The sequence below is a fragment of the Anaerococcoides asporogena genome, from assembly GCF_029590275.1.
Lineage (GTDB): Bacteria > Bacillota > Clostridia > Clostridiales > Clostridiaceae > JG1575.
Genome location: NZ_CP120965.1, coordinates 2,470,320 through 2,487,977, shown reverse-complemented (window position 1 = coordinate 2,487,977; position 17,658 = coordinate 2,470,320). Strand labels below are relative to the sequence as shown.

General features: G+C 52.0%; 15 protein-coding genes. 12 read left to right on the top strand and 3 right to left on the bottom strand.

Translation table 11 applies throughout. The annotated features are described in order from the left end of the window. Positions 1-146: 146 nt before the first annotated feature. A complete protein-coding gene (locus P6M73_RS11495; protein ID WP_277853191.1) occupies positions 147-1,301 on the bottom strand; it encodes a glycosyltransferase in 1,155 nt (384 codons plus the stop codon). A 391-nt stretch (positions 1,302-1,692) separates the two neighbouring features. Between P6M73_RS11495 and P6M73_RS11490 the strand changes: the two genes are divergently transcribed. The 12 genes from P6M73_RS11490 to P6M73_RS11435 all read left to right on the top strand — a co-directional run bounded on the left by P6M73_RS11490 (position 1,693) and on the right by P6M73_RS11435 (position 16,154). After that, positions 1,693-3,549 (top strand): polysaccharide biosynthesis protein, encoded by a 1,857-nt coding sequence (locus P6M73_RS11490; RefSeq protein ID WP_277853190.1) that lies wholly within the window; start codon positions 1,693-1,695, stop codon positions 3,547-3,549. A 14-nt stretch (positions 3,550-3,563) separates the two neighbouring features. After that, the gene (locus P6M73_RS11485) at positions 3,564-4,799 is read left to right on the top strand and encodes a DegT/DnrJ/EryC1/StrS family aminotransferase (RefSeq protein ID WP_277853189.1); all 1,236 of its coding nucleotides are present in this window, start codon (positions 3,564-3,566) and stop codon (positions 4,797-4,799) included. Continuing rightward, positions 4,786-5,400 carry a sugar transferase gene (locus tag P6M73_RS11480; RefSeq protein WP_277853188.1) on the top strand — a complete coding sequence of 205 codons (615 nt, stop codon included), beginning with the start codon at positions 4,786-4,788 and terminating at the stop codon, positions 5,398-5,400. Before P6M73_RS11485 ends, P6M73_RS11480 begins: the two co-directional genes overlap by 14 nt. Positions 5,401-5,433: 33 nt before the next feature. Further along, entirely contained in the window at positions 5,434-6,690 is a 1,257-nt protein-coding gene (locus P6M73_RS11475; protein ID WP_277853187.1) for a glycosyltransferase family 4 protein, read from the top strand. Further along, positions 6,690-8,003 carry a nucleotide sugar dehydrogenase gene (locus P6M73_RS11470; RefSeq protein WP_277855770.1) on the top strand — a complete coding sequence of 438 codons (1,314 nt, stop codon included), beginning with the start codon at positions 6,690-6,692 and terminating at the stop codon, positions 8,001-8,003. The genes P6M73_RS11475 and P6M73_RS11470 overlap by 1 nt, the downstream gene beginning before the upstream one ends. A gap of 10 nt (positions 8,004-8,013) precedes the next feature. Beyond that, entirely contained in the window at positions 8,014-9,141 is a 1,128-nt protein-coding gene (locus P6M73_RS11465; RefSeq protein WP_277853186.1) for a Gfo/Idh/MocA family protein, read from the top strand. 11 nt (positions 9,142-9,152) lie between these two features. Next, positions 9,153-9,755, top strand: a complete 603-nt coding sequence (locus tag P6M73_RS11460) for an acyltransferase (RefSeq protein ID WP_277853185.1) — start codon at positions 9,153-9,155, stop codon at positions 9,753-9,755. Further along, positions 9,756-10,886 (top strand): DegT/DnrJ/EryC1/StrS family aminotransferase, encoded by a 1,131-nt coding sequence (locus P6M73_RS11455; RefSeq protein ID WP_277853184.1) that lies wholly within the window; start codon positions 9,756-9,758, stop codon positions 10,884-10,886. Further along, positions 10,879-12,483 carry a murein biosynthesis integral membrane protein MurJ gene (gene murJ, locus P6M73_RS11450; protein WP_277853183.1) on the top strand — a complete coding sequence of 535 codons (1,605 nt, stop codon included), beginning with the start codon at positions 10,879-10,881 and terminating at the stop codon, positions 12,481-12,483. Before P6M73_RS11455 ends, murJ begins: the two co-directional genes overlap by 8 nt. A gap of 49 nt (positions 12,484-12,532) precedes the next feature. Continuing rightward, on the top strand, positions 12,533-13,636 hold the full coding sequence (gene wecB, locus P6M73_RS11445) for a non-hydrolyzing UDP-N-acetylglucosamine 2-epimerase (protein ID WP_277853182.1): 1,104 nt from the start codon (positions 12,533-12,535) through the stop codon (positions 13,634-13,636). A 513-nt stretch (positions 13,637-14,149) separates the two neighbouring features. Continuing rightward, entirely contained in the window at positions 14,150-14,935 is a 786-nt protein-coding gene (gene frlD / locus P6M73_RS11440) for a fructoselysine 6-kinase (RefSeq protein WP_277853181.1), read from the top strand. 205 nt (positions 14,936-15,140) lie between these two features. Further along, positions 15,141-16,154, top strand: a complete 1,014-nt coding sequence (locus tag P6M73_RS11435) for an SIS domain-containing protein (protein WP_277853180.1) — start codon at positions 15,141-15,143, stop codon at positions 16,152-16,154. A 137-nt stretch (positions 16,155-16,291) separates the two neighbouring features. On the opposite strand, the gene P6M73_RS11430 is transcribed toward P6M73_RS11435, so the two are convergent. Further along, the gene (locus tag P6M73_RS11430) at positions 16,292-16,738 is read right to left on the bottom strand and encodes an SH3 domain-containing protein (protein WP_277853179.1); all 447 of its coding nucleotides are present in this window, start codon (positions 16,736-16,738) and stop codon (positions 16,292-16,294) included. 404 nt (positions 16,739-17,142) lie between these two features. Then, positions 17,143-17,589, bottom strand: coding sequence for an SH3 domain-containing protein (locus P6M73_RS11425; RefSeq protein ID WP_277853178.1), 447 nt, complete (start codon positions 17,587-17,589; stop codon positions 17,143-17,145). Positions 17,590-17,658 lie beyond the last annotated feature (69 nt).

Below are 17,658 nucleotides of genomic sequence, written 5' to 3'. Positions count from 1 at the left end.
TGGCAGCGGTAGATGTATTTCAGTCGACTTACAACTGATAGCTACTGTTATCTACCGATTTCTACTGATATCTGCTGGTTCACGTCTTGGGAAAGGGGGATTCATGTTCGCACAGGGGGCGGTAATAAGACTTGACCATTCAGGCATCAACGATTAGGGTCAGACTGATAGATCTGACTGAGGTCCTTCACCACATGGTCCCAGGTGAACTGGAACTGAATGGATTTCATTCGTTCCCGCATTTGGGCCAGTTCCTCGCGATGGGTGGCGATATGAGCCAGCAGACGGCGAATTTCTCCGATGTCTTCACCATCGACCAGATAACCGATGCCATACCTGGTAACATACTGAGCCAGGCGGGAGAGCGGACTGACGATCATGGGGGTTCGCGTGATGATGGCTTCGAAGAACTTGATGGGTTCAGATTCCCGGTTCTGCAGCGTATCCATGGGGTACATGATATATAGCAGATCGGCTTCTGAGAACAGACGAGTGCTTTCCTGGAAATGGTAAGGACCGGTAACCTGAGCATTGGGATAGCCCGCTTCAAGCTCCTGGAGCTGTTTATATGCCGTGCCAAACCCGTGGATCGATGTGTAGACACCTTCGGCACCTGAGGCGGCATCCAGGAGGTTTTTCATTTGCTGAAAGTGCCGGACCGAACCGATATAGGAAACCCGCAGCAAAGGAGAAACGGTCTTTTCATCCGAACTGAAATTGGCTGCATCGGGATAGTTTGGCAGATGAATCAGTTTTTTACGATTCGCCGGGCTCATGTGTTCCAGCTGAAGTTCATTGACATACAGGATGGCGTCGGCCAGGCCGTGATAACGCGAAACCAGCGCACGAACCAGCCGGCGGATTTTCTGCTTTTTTCCCTGAACTTCATAGATTTCGTGCATATCAAAAATCAGTTTGGCAGAAGGATTGGCGGAGCGGCAGGCCGCGCCGACGATCATGCCGTCCAGATCATGGCAATGGAGATAGGCATATTCCTGAGTCTTAAGATATTGCCGAACCTGCCGGAGAAATTTGATGTAGGGAACCAGCTGCTGCAGGCCTGTGCCATATACAGCGGGCGGATTGAACCGGCGGATTCGTATTCCATCCACCACTTCAGTCCGGGCATATTCATTTTCCCGATCCCAGCACAGGATTTCAACGTCAAAACCTTGTGCTGTGAGGTAGCGGGCTTCTTTATAGACACGCACATCGGGATCAAACCGATTGGTCAGTATCATTTTCACGGATTGCTGCCCGGATGCAGCAGGGGAGTGGGCGACAGGCGAAACTTGTTTCATGATGGGATCCTCCAGCGGATAATTTCCATCCCCATTATATACCATGGTATAATAAAAATGGTGTATTATTGTCTGGCTTCCCATGAACAGCCAGGAACAATGGGGTCCAAGGGATCCTCAAAGCGGGAATAAATATGTTTTGATACTGTTTTGTTCTTTATTTCTTTATATGCCGGATATATAATAGGGAACGGTAAGCATTCAGACTGAATGGTGTGGCATAAAGGAAATTCCTTTATGCCATTCGTATAGTTATGGAAAGAAAAAACTTGATTCCCAAATCTGAATGGTCACTTGCACATGTGGCTGGATGTTGGGATTGATCCCTGAGGCAGAGGAGGAACCGTGCTTGTCCCCTCGAGAAGTGAATTGACATTTGAAAGGAACTATCATGACAACCAATTATCGCAAGTATGTTTTGATGATCGCGGATATCATTATTATCTCAGGCGCATATTTCATCTCGCTGAATCTGAAGCGGGACTTTTTCCTGACTTCGGGTGATATCAACTATTTTAAAACTTATGTGCCCTTTATCCTGATGATTTATCTTGGCAGTTTCCTGCTGTTCGGTCTGTATCGCAACATGTGGGCCTATGCGGGACTGGACGAATACATGAACGTCATGTATGCCAACGTCGTTGCCATGTTCGGTTCAATTATGCTGGATCAGTTTTATCTGAACGATATCACCATCGCCACGATTCTGATCTCGGTCATCATTGCGTTTATCGGGACAGAGGGGGTTCGAATTGCCTACCGCGTCCTTCTGATTAAAACCAAGGCTCCGATCCTGGGAGCAGAGAGCAAGACCAGACATGTCCTGATCATTGGAGCCGGACTGGCTGGCAAGCTGCTCATCAATGAAATCCGCAACAACCCGAATTTCGACTACGAAGTACTGGGTCTCATCGACGATGATCCCTTAAAGCTCCATCAGAGCATTTCCGGTGTATCCGTCATCGGCACCACTGCCGATATCCCAAGACTCGTGGAGGATTTGTCGGTGGATGAAGTCGTGTTTGCGATTCCGTCGCTGACCGGAGAGCAGAAGAAACGCATTATGGAAATCATCAACCAGACGAAAGTCCGGATGAAAACTCTGCCCAACCTGTCTGAAATCATCAGCAAAGGGGTCGACGTGGCTGCGATCCGCGATGTTGAAATCACCGACCTGCTCGGCCGCAAGGAGATTGAGCTCGAGGTGTCCTCCATGATGGAGTACATTGAGGACAAAGTCATCCTGGTGACAGGGGGCGGTGGATCCATCGGTTCAGAGCTTTGCCGTCAGATTGCGGAGTTTAGGCCCCGCCAGCTGATCATTTTCGACATCTATGAAAACAATGCCTATGAGATCCAGATGGAGCTCCTCCGGCGCTATCCTCAGATGAAGCTGGTCACGCTGATCGGCAGTGTCCGTGACCGCAAAAAAGTCTTTGAAGTATTTCAGACCTACCGCCCTAATCTGGTATTCCATGCCGCGGCTCACAAGCATGTTCCTTTAATGGAGACCTCTCCGAAGGAAGCGATCAAGAACAATGTGTTTGGGACTCTTAATGTGGTACAGGCAGCCGATGAAACGAAAACAGACCGGTTTGTCCTGATTTCAACGGACAAGGCAGTGAATCCGACGAACATCATGGGCGCGACCAAGCGTCTGTGCGAAATGATCATCCAGACTTATAACCAGACCTCAAAACACACGGCCTTTGTGGCAGTCCGTTTTGGCAACGTGCTGGGATCCAACGGTTCCGTCATTCCGCTCTTTAAAAAGCAGATTGCCGAAGGCGGCCCCGTAACCGTTACCCATCGCAACATTACGCGTTATTTTATGACCATTCCAGAAGCGGTCAAGCTTGTCCTGACAGCTGGTTCATTCGCCAGAGGCGGTGAAATCTTCGTTCTGGATATGGGGGAACCGGTCAGGATCTACGATTTGGCCAAGAATTTGATCCGCCTGTCCGGCTATGAACCGGATGTCGACATTAAGATTGAAGTCACGGGGCTGCGCCCCGGAGAAAAGCTCTATGAGGAGCTGCTCATGAGTGAAGAAGGACTGACCAAGACCAAAAACTCCCTGGTCTTCATTGGCAAGCCCAGCGAATTCAAGTGGGAAGAACTGCTTGACGGACTGACTCAGCTCAAAGCGGTCATCGAAGATAGCGCTGCATCGAATCAGAAAGTGAAAGACACCATGAGGACCATTGTTACGACCTACCGGGAAGCTCCCACCGAGAAGCTTTCTTGAAAGAGGGACATTTGATGAAAATTAATTTTTCGCCACCGGATATCAGCCAGCTGGAAATTGATGAAGTGGTCGACACCCTGCGGTCCGGCTGGATTACGACGGGTCCGAAAACCAAACGACTGGAACAGGAACTGGCTCAATTTGTCGGCACCAGCCGTGTCGTGTGCATGAACTCAGCGACTATCGCCATGGAAATGGTGCTGCGCTTTCTGGGAATCGGACCAGGGGATGAAGTCATTACATCAGCCTATACGTACAGTGCTTCCGCTTCCGTGATTCATCACGTCGGCGCCAAGATCGTCATGGCCGATACCGCGAAAGACACCTTTTTTATTGACCCGGAAGATGTCCGCCGCAAAATAACGAATCGGACCAAGGCGATCATACCCGTGAACCTGGGCGGTGTCATGACTGATAATTCCGCCTTGATCGAACTGTGTGAGGAGTACCGCTCTGTGTTCACTGCAGCCAATGACCGGCAGAAACAGCTCGGACGGATCGTCGTGCTGGCCGACGCGGCCCATTCTCTGGGAGCAGTTCGCAATGGACTGCGCAGCGGACAGGACGCCGATTTTTCCTGCTATTCTTTCCATGCGGTCAAGAATTTTACGACCGCAGAAGGCGGAGCCATCACCTGGCGGCAGGAAGGCGGCTGGAATGATGAGGAAGTGTATCGGGAATTCATGCTGCTGGCCCTGCACGGCCAGAATCGGGACGCCCTGGCTAAAACCAAGGGCGGTGACTGGGAATATGACATTATCTATCCCGGCTATAAGGGCAATATGACTGATATCATGGCATCTCTGGGACTGGCTCAGTTAAAGCGCTACCCCGAACTGCTGGAACGCCGGGCTCAGATGATCCACCGCTATGACGAGCGTCTGACCCAATTGCCTTACCTGCGCCCGCTGAAGCACTATGATGATACCAGCCGGTCCAGCGGACACCTCTATCTGGTCAACCTCCTGGGCTTTCCGGTTGAGGCCCGCAATGAGGTGATCGAGCGCATGAGCGAACGCGATATCGCCGTGAATGTCCATTACAAGCCTTTGCCGATGATGACGGCCTACAAAAATCTGGGATTTGACATTGCGGATTATCCCAATGCCTACCATATGTACGAAAATGAAGTCACTCTGCCCCTGCACACCCTTTTGACCGATGAGCAGGTGGAGTACCTTCTGGACCAGTTCATTGAAGTATGTGAACTAGTGCGTAAGGAGCACCGGATTGACTATGAAACCATCTAACAGCTTCGCCAAATCAGCCTTTGACCGTATATTCGGAGTCATCGGTTTTGTCCTGCTGTCGCCGTTCCTGGCAGTCATTGCCCTCCTGGTCAGACTGACTTCGCCGGGCCCTGTGCTGTTCCTTCAGGAACGGGTGGGGAAAAACGGGAAACCGTTCCGGATCATGAAGTTCAGAACCATGGTGGAAGGGGCGGAAGAAATGGGGTTGAAGATCACGGTGGGCAATGACGCCCGGGTGACCCGGGTAGGGGAAACGCTTCGCAAATTCAAGTTGGACGAACTGCCCCAGATCCTCAATATCGTCAAGGGGGAGATGAGCTTTGTCGGTCCTCGGCCGGAAGTTCCCAAATACGTCGCCCATTATACACAGGAACAGAAAAAAGTTCTGTCCATCAAGCCTGGGGTGACCGACCTGGCCTCGATTAAATACCGCAAGGAATCCGAGCTGCTGGGTCAGTCACAGGATCCTGAGAAAACTTATCTGGAAGAAATCATGCCGGAAAAACTCCGGATCAACCTGGACTATGTCGAACGCGCTTCTCTCGCTTATGACCTGAGACTTCTCTGGATGACCGTGCGTGAAGTGTTTTTCGGCAATTGACCTTCCCTGAATTTAAAGGAGATGACTCCGACCATGAACGTACTATACATTGACCATTATGCCGGCTCAGAAACCCTGGGGATGGAATTTCGCCCCTTTTACCTGGCTCATGAGTGGCGCAGGGCGGGAATTGACACGACCATCCTGGCGGCTGATTATTCACATCTGCGCAGCCATAATCCCGACATCAGCGAAGACCTGGAAGAAAAAGTCATTGACGGGGTCCGCTTTTGTTTTCTAAGGACCAGGCATTATCACGGCAATAATTTTGACCGTATTCTGTCTATGGCGCAGTTTGTTCAGAAGGGCATGAAAGCCGCCGATGAACTCATCCGGCGCTATCAGCCGGATGTGGTCATCTGTTCCTCCACGTACCCGATGGATACCTGGATCGGGCAGAAAATCAAACGAAAATCCGGGGCGATGCTGATCCATGAGATTCATGATCTCTGGCCGCTGTCACCGCGCCTTCTGGGCGGTTATTCCAAGCATCATCCCTTCATCGCGGCGATGCAGGTTGCGGAAGATTCGGCCTACCGTCAATCGGACTGCATCGTTTCGGTTCTGCCCAATGTGAAGCCCTATATTCAGTCCCGAGGCTTCACGACTCCGGTAATCCACATTCCCAATGGACTGCCGCCATCCTATTTCAAGGAAGCCGGCACCCCGCCGGAGGTCAGCGACCGCGTCGCGAACCGAATTCAGAAACTGAAAGAGCAGGGGAAATTTGTCGTCGGTTATGCCGGAGGCATCTCGGTCAGCAACGCCATGGAGGATTTGATCCGCGCCATGATTCATCTGAAGGATCATCCCGAGATTGCCTGCGTGGTTATCGGTGACGGCATTCTGAAGAGTGAGCTCCTTCGCCTGAAGGAAGAGCAACAGCTGAATGGGGTGCATTTTGAAGATCCCATTCCCAAAGCTCAGGTCATTGGGACACTTTCTGAATGCGACGCGCTGTATCTTGGCAGCCAGCCTTCGCCGCTTTATGAATATGGAGTGTCCGCCAACAAGATCTTCGATTATTTGCTGGCTGGCCGTCCCATCATCAACGCCTGGGATACGGAGCACAGCCCGATGGATGAAGTCGGGAATACCCTGAAAGCCCGTGCCGGAGATGCCCGGGACATTGCTGACCGGATCCTGGAGGCGAAGGGTCTGAAAGAGGAAGAACGAACAAAGATTTATGAGGAATCCAGACGTTTTGTCCGTGAAATGCATCACTATGGCAAGCTGTCCGATGACTTCCGCAGATTATTCCGTAAACGAAAAGAGGATAAAAAATCATGATGAAAAATGAACTGTTGAAGAAGATTCAGGATCGTGCGATCACGGTCGGGGTCGTGGGACTTGGCTATGTCGGCCTGCCGCTGGCCGTGGAAAAGGCAAAAGCCGGATTCCAGACCATCGGCTTTGACGTCCAGGAGCAGAAAGTGGACTGGGTGAACGACGGCCATAACTACATCGGAGATGTCGTGGATGATGATCTGAAAACCCTGGTCCAGCAGGGCATGCTGCGGGCCACGAATGATTTCTCGTTTATCCGTGATGTCGACTTCATCGCCATCTGCGTCCCGACGCCGCTGGATGCGTATCAGCAGCCGGACATCAGCTATGTCAAAAGCTCTACGGAAGCCATTGCAGGCTACCTGAAAAAAGGTTCCATCGTGGTCCTGGAGTCCACCACTTATCCCGGCACAACGGAAGAACTGCTGAAACCGATTCTGGAGGCTGGCTCAGGGCTGACCTGCGGCGAGGATTTCTATCTGGGATTCTCTCCCGAGCGGGTCGATCCAGGCAATAAACATTACAATACCAAGAACACCCCGAAGGTAGTGGGCGGAGTCGGCAAGGATGCCACCGAAGTCATCGCGGCCATGTACCGGGCGGTTCTGGCCGGCGATATTCTGGAAGTTTCGTCTCCGGCTGTCGCTGAAATGGAAAAGATTCTGGAGAACACCTATCGCAACATCAACATCGGTCTGGTCAATGAAATGGCGATAATCTGCGATAAAATGGGCATCTCCGTCTGGGAAGTGATCGATGCGGCCAAAACGAAGCCTTACGGCTTCCAGGCCTTCTATCCGGGCCCAGGTCTGGGCGGCCACTGCATTCCGCTGGATCCCTATTATCTGACCTGGAAAGCCAGAGAGTATGATTATCACACCAAGCTGATTGAAACGTCGGGTGAAATCAACAACTACATGCCCCAGTACGTCATCGAGCGCGCCGCCCGGGTGCTGAACCGGCATCGGAAACCGCTCAACGGCTCCAAGATCCTGATACTGGGTGTTGCCTACAAGAATGACATAGACGACTACCGCGAATCCCCGGCACTGAAAGTCATTGAAAACTTTGAGAAGCAGGGCAGCGAAGTGACATTCTTTGATCCCTACATCGCGGAATACAAGTTCAAGGGTCAAAAGCATCAGGGACTGACGGAACTCACTATCGAAACCGTGGGACAGTATGACCTGGTTGTGATCACTACGGCCCATGGCGTCATGGATTATGAAGCCATCAACCGGGAAGCCCAGGCGATCCTGGATACCCGGAATGCCATGAAATACATTGCGGATCGGTCCAAGATCGATCTGTTATAGGAGATATGTCATGAAATTTGCAATTATCGGCTGCGGCCGGATTTCGGTTAATCATTTTGCGGCGGCCCAGGCCAACGGCCTGGAGATTGTCGCCATCTGCGATGTGATTCCGGAGAGAATGGATGAAAAGGCACAGGCGTTTGGGCTTGCCCAGGTTAAGAAATACACGGATTACCGGGAGATGCTCAGGCATGAGGCCATCGACCTTGCGGCCATCTGCACCGAGTCGGGCAAACACGGGTCCATTGCCCTGGACTGCATTGATGCCGGGGTTCATCTGATCATTGAAAAGCCGATCACGCTGTCCCTGCCGGAAGCCGATGAAATCATCCGGCGCAGTACGGCCAAGGGGGTAACGGTGTGTGCCTGCCACCAGAACCGGTTCAATAAATCGGTCCAGAAGATCCGTGAGGCCATGGAACACGGCCGGTTCGGCCGTCTCCTGCACGGAACCGCCCACATCCGCTGGAACCGCGGTGAATCCTATTACAGCCAGGCTCCCTGGCGGGGAACCTGGGAACAGGACGGCGGCGCGCTGATGAATCAGTGCATCCACAATATCGATCTCCTGCGCTGGATGATGGGCAACGAGATTGAAGAAGTGGTCGCCTATACCGACAACCTGATGCATCCGTTTATTGAAGCGGAAGATCTGGGCATGGCTCTGGTCAAATTCTCCAACGGATCCTATGGCATGATTGAGGGAACAACGAACATTTTCCCGCAAAACCTGGAAGAAACGCTCTACCTGTTTGGTCAGGACGGGACCGTCAAGGCCGGCGGAAAATCCGTCAATATTATTGAAGAATGGTTGTTCCGTGACCAGCTGGACGATCCGGAAGAGATCAAAACGGTGTACCATGAGAATCCCCCCAATGTCTATGGGTTTGGCCATACGCCGCTGTATCAGGATGTCATCGCTGCCATTCGGGAAGGGCGTCCGCCGTACATCACGGCGCAGGACGGACGCAATGCCCTGGAACTGGTGCTGGCCATCTATCAGTCGGCGGCATCCGGCAAGCCGGTCAGACTGCCCCTGACAGAGGTGGCATCCACCGACTTTGAAGGCCGGTTCAGCGACCGGATCGATGTCGAGCATGTTGCCCAGGTCAAACGCAGGCTGCGAGAGACCAACTGATGAGCGAATCGATGGAACAACATCTGCCAGAGGCTACTCCGGCCTTGGAGAAGGACTATTTTGTCCATGAGTCGGCATATATCGATGAGGACGTACAGATCGGCACTGGAACAAAGGTTTGGCATTTCGGCCATATTCAGCGGGGTGCCCGCATCGGGGAACACTGCTCCCTGGGACAGAATGTCAATATCTCGAACAATGTCATCATTGGCAGCGGAGTCAAGATTCAGAACAACGTGACGGTCTACGAGGGGGTGGAGCTGGAAGATTATGTCTTCTGCGGCCCCTCCATGGTATTTACCAACGACCTGACTCCCCGGGCCAAATATCCCAAGGGACGGGTCGGCTATCTGAAGACAAAAGTAAAATATGGCGCATCGATCGGCGCCAATGCCACCATCGTATGCGGCGTCACACTGGGCGAATGGTGTCTGATCGGTGCCGGTGCCGTTGTGGTGCGGGATGTGAAAGCCCATGCCCTGATGCTGGGCAGTCCGGCCCGTCAGCGCGGCTGGGTCTGCGAATGTGGCAAGGTTCTGCCCGGGGAACTGCACTGCAGCTGTGGTCGTTCCTATGAACTGACTGAGACCGAGGAACTGAAGGAGTTGAAATAGTTGGAATTCAGAGATCTGAAAAGCCAGTATCTGGCACTAAAGGAAGCCATTGACCCCAGAGTCATGGAAATCATGGGCTCCGCCCAGTTCATCGGCGGGAAGCCGGTGCGGGAGCTGGAAGAAATGCTGGCAGATTATGTCGGAGTGAAGCACTGCATCAGCTGTGCCAATGGCACGGATGCTCTGATGCTGGTATTGAAGGCGTGGGGCATCGGACCCGGCGACGCCGTCTTCGTTCCTGACTTTACGTTTTTCGCCTCCGCGGAGGCTGTCAGCGTAACCGGGGCGACCCCGGTGTTTGTCGATGTCCTGGAGGACACGTTCAACCTCGATCCCAAAGCATTGGAACAGGCCATTCGCAAGGTTCGGGCGGAAGGCCGCCTGACCCCGAAAGCGGTGGTAGCCGTTGACTTATTTGGTCTGGCGGCGGATTATCCGACCCTGGAACCGCTGTGCCGGCGCGAAGGCCTGATGCTTCTGGAAGATGGGGCGCAGGGATTTTCCGGTGCCATCGGAGATCGCCGAAACTGCAGTTTCGGCGATGCTGCCACCACTTCCTTCTTCCCGGCCAAGCCGTTAGGCTGCTATGGCGACGGCGGCGCGGTCTTCACCAATGATGATGCAGTGGCTGCGCTGATCCGCTCCCTGGCGGTGCACGGCAAAGGGGAGGAGAAGTATGACAATGTCCGCATTGGGTACAATTCACGGCTGGATACGATCCAGGCGGTGATTTTACAGGAAAAGTTCAAGGCCCTCAGAGACTATGAGCTGGATGACATTACCGGAGCAGCCGCCAACTACGACGATCTGCTCCGGGGTGTGGCTCAGACTCCCATCATTCCTCAGGGGTATACCTCCGGCTGGGCGCAGTATACCATTAAATGCAAGGATGAAGCGCAGCGCGATCACGTCATGACCGAGCTCAAAGCCCGGGGAATTCCTACCATGGTGTATTATCCCAAACCGATGCACCGGCAGACTGCCTATGCCAACTTGGCCGTCAATGAGGCGGAGCTGGCGGTTTCAACCGACCTGTGCCGGCGTGTACTGGCTCTGCCATTGTCGCCCTATATCACGCCAGCGGATCAGGAAGCCGTTGCTGCGGCGTTAAAGGACGCTCTTCATGCCTAAGAAACCGCTCACCCCGGAGGAACGTCTGAACCAGAAACCTGCGGCTGAAACCACCAGCAGCTCAAAGGGAAAGTCTGCCCGATCGGCGGTCATCCTGCTGATGGCATTGTCAGCTTTCACGAAAGTGTTCGGATTTATCCGCGATATCCTGCTCGGCCGGTTCTTTGGGATCGGTGAAACGGCCGAAGCCTACAAAATCGCTCAGACCATCCCCATGATCATCCTGATGATGGTGGGGACAGGAATTTCCACGGGCTTCATTCCGACCTTCAACCGGACTCAGATGAAGAAGGGCAGGGACCAGGCTCACCGGTTCCTGGCCAATACAACCAATGTGACGATCCTGATCGGGATCGTCTTCAGTCTCATTGTTACGCTGTATCCCGGATTTTTTGTGAAGCTGTTTGCCTCAGGCTTTACCGGCAGCAAGCTGGAACTGACCAAGCAATTCACCCGAATTGCGGTGTGGGGCGTGGTATTCTCATTTATGAGCTATCTGCTGCAGCCCTATCTGCAGATTCACGACAACTTCTGGGTGCCGGCACTGGTGGGGATTCCGATGAACCTCGTGTTCTATCTGTCCTATCCAGCCGCAAAGTACCTGAATCCTCTGTTCCTGCCCATCGGGATTGTTCTTTCGGTGCTGGTCCAGGTTCTTTGGATGCTTCCTTTTGCCCGGCGGCTGGGCTATCGCTGGCAGCCGGTGATTGATTTTCAGGACCGGGAACTCCAGCATCTGCTGGCTCTGGCGGCGCCGGTGGTGCTGGGAGTGGCTGTCAATCAGATCAACGTTGTCGTGGACAAGACCATGGCTTCCCGGCTGCTGGACGGCGGGGTGGCTTCTCTGGACTATGCCAGCAAGATGAATGGCTTTGTACAGGGGATCTTTGTTTACTCGATCATCGCCGTCATCTATCCCAAGATCAGCAAGCTGTTTTATCAGAAAGATCTCAAAGGAGTGGAGGACATGACAACCAATTCCATGGTGACCATGGCGCTGGTAGTCATTCCGTGTGTCATGGGGCTGATGGTTTTAAGCCACCAGATCATCTATCTGCTGTTTTTTGGCGGAGAATTTGATGAACGGGCCGTCAATCTGACCGGCGGCGCCATGTTCTATTATGCACCGGGCTTGATTGGTTATGCCTTCCGTGAAATCTTCTCCCGAATTTTCTATTCCATGAGTGATTCCAGAACCCCCATGATAACAGCGGCCATTGCCGTTGGAATCAATGTGGTCCTGAACCTGTTGCTGTCGAGTTTTATGGGCATCAATGGCCTGGCTTTGGCTACCTCGATTTCCTCACTGATCAGTGCCGGCCTGCTGGTAATTATCCTGCGCTGGCGCGGAGAGATTTCGCTGCAGTATCGGTCCATGGCAGGGAAGCTTTTAAAAATCTCGTTCGCGTCCCTGGTAATGGGTGCCACGGCATGGTTCTCGTTCCATCAGCTGGAAGCAATGGCGGGGACAAAACTGGGTGTTATGGCTTCCATTCTTCTCTCTGCCGTCGTTTATGGTCTTCTGATCTTGTGTCTGAAGATCCCCGAAGTGGATCAGATCGTCCAGGCTGTCTGGAAAAAGATTCGTCGGGCCTGAAGCATAAGTTGAGCAACTCTTTGCCGCCGGCAGAGAAAGGAGCATTCGCATGAAAAGAATTCTTGTCATTTTTGGCACGAGACCGGAAGCCATCAAAATGTGCCCCCTGGTTCTGGAACTGAAAAGCCGCGAGGAGTTTGAAACCATTGTCTGTGTTTCCGGCCAGCATCGCGAAATGCTGGATCAGGTGCTGGATGTCTTTGGCATTGTGCCGGATCATGATCTTTCCATTATGAAACCCAGACAGACCCTGAATGACCTGACCACAAATATCATGACGCGGTTAAAGAAAGTGCTGGAGCTGGAAAACCCTGATCTGGTCCTGGTTCATGGCGACACGACCACAACCTTTGCCGCTTCCTTAACCTGTTTCTATGAAAATATCCCGGTGGGGCACGTAGAGGCAGGGCTGCGCACCTTTGACATTCATTCGCCCTTTCCCGAGGAATTCAACCGACGGGCGGTATCTTTGGTGGCGGATCTCCATTTCGCCCCGACGGCTACTGCCAGAGAAAATCTGCTGCGGGAAGGGGTTGACCCCGCGCGTGTCTTTGTGACGGGCAACACGGCCATAGATGCTCTGCGCACCACGATCAGCCCGGACTTTGAGCATGATGTGCTCGATTGGGTGGGCGACTCCAAAATGATCCTGATCACGGCTCACCGCCGGGAAAATCAGGGGGAACCGATGGATCACATGTTCCAGGCACTGGCTCAAATCTTGCAGGAGAGACCCGAATTGAAGGCAGTCTACCCGATCCACCTGAATCCGGACATCCGGGCAACCGCCGATCGGATCCTGGGTCACTTGGACAATCTGCTGCTGATTCCCCCGCTGGATGTTCTGGAGTTCCACAACATTATGGCTCGGGCTTATGTAGTCATGACAGACTCCGGAGGAATCCAGGAAGAAGCGCCGGCGCTGGGCATACCTGTTCTGGTCATGCGCAACACGACCGAACGGCCGGAAGGGATAGAATCCGGCACCCTCAAACTGGTCGGGACCCAAATTGAGGAAATCACCACAGCCCTGTATCAGCTTCTGGATGACCAGGCCGAGTATGACCGAATGAGTCAGGCCAGAAATCCTTACGGCGACGGAACGGCATCCAGACAGATCGCGCAGATCCTGTCGGAGACCATGAATCGCTGATCCGGCAGTTCGCTCTGGCGGATTGCCTCAGTCATAGCAAAAAATCGGATAAGACACTTCATTCAAATATTAATTCACCAAAAGGACTCCGCATCGCCGAAGGGCATCCGGAGTCCTTTGCTATTTTCGAAAGCGTTAGTTCCTTGCGGGGACAACACTTTGGAACAGCGCTTTGGGGAAAGCGCTGTTCCGGGTCAGGTTTTTTGTTAATATGTGCTTATTTTCTCCGGTTCGACATTCTAACACGTAAAGCGATCCGGCAGCGGTTGACGCCTGAAAAGCCCGGTGATAGGCTTAATTTGGGTCTTTCCGAGAATGAAAGAATTTCCGGGCAAACCGATGATCAAGACGGACAAATTTCTATTTCTTGATCGATATGGCAGCTATCATTAAGCGGATAATCCTGGATAGCAGCAAAACCATTGCCAGGTAATTCTGCTTGGAATCGGAAAGTCCATGGATTGACGAATGATGGCGAAAATAGAAACACATGACATTTTAGAGGGGGAGAAAATGAAGATTGCAGCAGCAGGGGATAACTGCATCGACTGGTATGATGAGGCCGAAACGGGGTATCCGGGAGGGAATGCGGTCAATGTGGCCGTCTATTTTAAGCGACTGGGGGGAGAAGCCTCCTACACCGGAGCGGTGGGGCCGGATGATCATGGAACCATTCTGCGCAGCGCGTTGTTGTACAAAGGGGTCGACATTACTCATCTGTACACTCTTCCGGGCCAGACGGCAGTGACGCATGTTGCCGTCAAAGAGGGAGACCGGATCTTCGGGGCCTATGAAGAAGGAGTGATGGGTGACTTTGATCTGCAGGCGACTGACATCGACTTTCTGTGCGATCACGATCTGGTAGTCACCGGCTGCTGGGGACATCTGGAACACCACCTGGCCGGTCTGAAACAACGCGGACTACAGACCGCCTATGACGCGTCGACGGACCCAAACAGTCCCGCAGCTTATCTGGCGGCAGCATCCACAGATTATTTCTTCTATTCTGCGCAAAGCCCGGATGGTCCGGAACTTCGCAAACAAATGGCGAATATCAAAGCCCGGGGCCCACGTCTGGTCATTGCGACCCTGGGTGAATCCGGCAGTCTGGTTTTTGATGGTACTGAGTATCATCAGTACGGCATTGTCCCCTGTGAAGCGGTGGACTCACTGGGAGCAGGAGACAGTTATATCGCGGGTTTCCTCAAAGGCATTCTGCTGGACCTGCCCATCATTGACTGCATGGCACTGGGGGCAGAAAGTGCCAGCATGACGCTGGAATATAAAGGAGCCTGGTAAGCAGCTCCCTGGAGCAAAGCACAATCAAGCTGAGTCATCGGTAGATCCGACTGATTCCCTCATCTCGGGATCAGCGTGATCTGGCTGATTCCCTCATCTCGGGATCAGCGTGATCTGGCTGATTCCCTTGAAATGACTACACGGCAAATAAAACTCAGAATTCGTCAGGTGCAAGGATTCTATTGGAAGAAGGAGTGAAGAACATATGTTAAATCTGGATGTCGAACGGCAGGTCATGAGCGTAACAGGGGCACTGGAGCTGCGGCCAAGGATTGAAGCTGTGGTGGATCAGTTCTGCCAGAATGGCTATGATGCTGTTTTCATCATGGGGATTGGGGGAACCTGGGCGTCCGGTCTTCAGACACAAGCTCATGTTAAGGCGAGAAGCGCCATCCCGTTTGAAATAGAACATGCAGCGGAATATCTGACCACCGGAAACCGAAGGATTACGGATCGTTCCATCGTTCTGTTTTCTTCGGTCACCGGTACTACGGAAGAGATGGTACAGGCATTGAGAAAAGTGAAGCAGACAGGGGCCAGGATTCTTGGATTCATTGATCTGGAACATACCGCGTTGGAGGAGTTCTGTGATTATTGCATCTCCTATCCGAAGAATGAACAGCTGAAGTTCTTTATGACGGCTGATCGATTTCTGTATCAGGCTGGAGATTTTCCCGATTATGACACATATTATGAAGAGATGGAGGCGCACCTGCCGCAGGCTCTCGCCGAAGTGGAGAAAGCAGCGGATGAATGGGCTCAGGAGTTCGCGGCGGACAAATACCGCTACTGCCTGGAGAATCCGCATATGCCGCATTATTTCATTGGTTCAGGCACTCAATGGGGTGCGACCTATTCCTATGCCATGTGCTACTGGGAAGAGCAGTTGTGGCTCCGGACCAAATCCATCAGCGCAGCCGAATTTTTCCACGGAACACTGGAAATCATTGATGCCCAGACCCCGGTGGTGCTGTATATCGGAGAGGATGCCCAGCGTCCCTTAGCGGAGCGAGTGGCCAGATTCCTTCCGAAAGTGTGCAGAAACTATACGGTGATTGATTCGAAAAACTACGAGCTGAAAGGAATTCGGGAAGAATACAGAGGCTCTGTTTCCCACCTGATTTTAAGAGCTGTGAACAATCGCATCGATGCCCATATGGAACGTGAATTTTGCCATCCCATGGGGATCCGGCGCTACTACCGTCAATTCGATTATTAGGATCTGCCGGTATCCAGGTGAAAAGTAAATGCAGACAAGGGACCATACGATCGTATGGTCCCTTGTTCATGAAATGCAATTTAAGGCAGGGGAAAGAGAGTATAGATTTCATCTAGAAAGGAGCAGTCTGTGACTGTTTACTGGACAGGTGCCATAAGCACAAAATCGGCTGAAATATAGTACTTGCGTCCATCCAAATTCAGTTCATACCAGCCATTGAAGTTGTTGCCAAGGATGACCTGATCTCCTTTGTACAGCTGGGTGACAACCGGGAAATCAAGGCCTGGCCCAGATCGGACATTAACGGAGTCCTCCAGGACTGTACCATTGGGGGTTGTTTTCAAATACAGTGGAGTGGTATCTGTGGCAGGACTGGTTTGCGGCTGGGAACCGGCTGATGATGTGGATCCGGCACCAGGGGTTGGGTCAGCGGCCGCAACCGGCGTAGTTGAATTTTGCGCTGTCAGGTTTTCAAATTCCGTTATTGCCAGTGATTCTTCGGGACTCAATGTCTCTTTATGGCCAAAGAAGACCATGAAGGAGAGGACGGCAACCAGGAAGATCATGTACTTCAGGATTTTCATCGTAAAAAATACCTCCAACCGGATTGGATGTCTGTTGTTATTGGGAATGAGTTTGATTAATTAATATCATCAGTTCATGATTAATTATAGCATAAGCGTTCAGTTGTGCCGTGAATTTTTGGCCAGGCTCATGACATTTGCTTGAAAATTCTTGATACGGAGTGATCAGTGTAGCGAATTCATTAATAAAAAGAACAATACGAAAAGGATGAAAACGCCGGAACAGATTGAGTTCACGGATAGGAAACCTCAATGGATGAGTAGGAGGTCTCAAACCAGGGATATTGAATGGACTTCATGAAGCAAGGCAAGAAATTGCAGACCCGATTTGTCATGTGCTGATGTTGTTTCTGGAGATAGGAAAGGCCTCTGGAAATGTTTCCAGAGGCCTTCATTTATTCACTTTACTGATTGGATCCGGTCATGGTCTTGACGGAGACGAATTCACTCTTGATGTAGAGCTGAGTTCCGTTGATGGAGACTTTCCACCAGCCGCCGACCAGTTCTTCTACAAGCTGAACTTCATTTCCCTTAAACAGCTGCATAACTGCCGGGAAATCTACGCCGGGTCCTTTTCTGACGTTGACACTGTCTTCCAGAACGATTCCGTACTTCAGGTCGGAAGGAGTTCCTTCCGTCATCGTGGGTACAACCGTTTCGGAAGCTACCTGAGTCGGAGCAGCCGGTTCACTGTCCACTTGAGCGATAAATTCCTGGACATACAGCTGTTCTTCGGCTGTCAGTGTTTCTTTCGGACCTAATACAATCATCCAAGCCATGACAGCGGCTAAAAAGAAGGTGTATTTGATCACCTGGCGTCCGATACTTTTCAATTTACCATTCAGTATCATGCAAACTTGCTCCTCACGTATAATTATGATTTCACCTTTTTCATTATATAACGAATCAGGCGAATGTAA

What these genes read in the sequence shown, in the direction of transcription:
- P6M73_RS11425 (WP_277853178.1), bottom strand. Translation starts at nt 17,589, where the DNA reads ATGATACTGAATGGTAAATTGAAAAGTATCGGACGCCAGGTGATCAAA.
- frlD (WP_277853181.1), top strand. Translation starts at nt 14,150, where the DNA reads ATGAAGATTGCAGCAGCAGGGGATAACTGCATCGACTGGTATGATGAG.
- P6M73_RS11435 (WP_277853180.1), top strand. Translation starts at nt 15,141, where the DNA reads ATGTTAAATCTGGATGTCGAACGGCAGGTCATGAGCGTAACAGGGGCA.
- P6M73_RS11495 (WP_277853191.1), bottom strand. Translation starts at nt 1,301, where the DNA reads ATGAAACAAGTTTCGCCTGTCGCCCACTCCCCTGCTGCATCCGGGCAG.
- P6M73_RS11430 (WP_277853179.1), bottom strand. Translation starts at nt 16,738, where the DNA reads ATGAAAATCCTGAAGTACATGATCTTCCTGGTTGCCGTCCTCTCCTTC.
- P6M73_RS11460 (WP_277853185.1), top strand. Translation starts at nt 9,153, where the DNA reads ATGGAACAACATCTGCCAGAGGCTACTCCGGCCTTGGAGAAGGACTAT.
- P6M73_RS11470 (WP_277855770.1), top strand. Translation starts at nt 6,690, where the DNA reads ATGAAAAATGAACTGTTGAAGAAGATTCAGGATCGTGCGATCACGGTC.
- P6M73_RS11485 (WP_277853189.1), top strand. Translation starts at nt 3,564, where the DNA reads ATGAAAATTAATTTTTCGCCACCGGATATCAGCCAGCTGGAAATTGAT.
- wecB (WP_277853182.1), top strand. Translation starts at nt 12,533, where the DNA reads ATGAAAAGAATTCTTGTCATTTTTGGCACGAGACCGGAAGCCATCAAA.
- P6M73_RS11490 (WP_277853190.1), top strand. Translation starts at nt 1,693, where the DNA reads ATGACAACCAATTATCGCAAGTATGTTTTGATGATCGCGGATATCATT.
- murJ (WP_277853183.1), top strand. Translation starts at nt 10,879, where the DNA reads ATGCCTAAGAAACCGCTCACCCCGGAGGAACGTCTGAACCAGAAACCT.
- P6M73_RS11480 (WP_277853188.1), top strand. Translation starts at nt 4,786, where the DNA reads ATGAAACCATCTAACAGCTTCGCCAAATCAGCCTTTGACCGTATATTC.
- P6M73_RS11465 (WP_277853186.1), top strand. Translation starts at nt 8,014, where the DNA reads ATGAAATTTGCAATTATCGGCTGCGGCCGGATTTCGGTTAATCATTTT.
- P6M73_RS11475 (WP_277853187.1), top strand. Translation starts at nt 5,434, where the DNA reads ATGAACGTACTATACATTGACCATTATGCCGGCTCAGAAACCCTGGGG.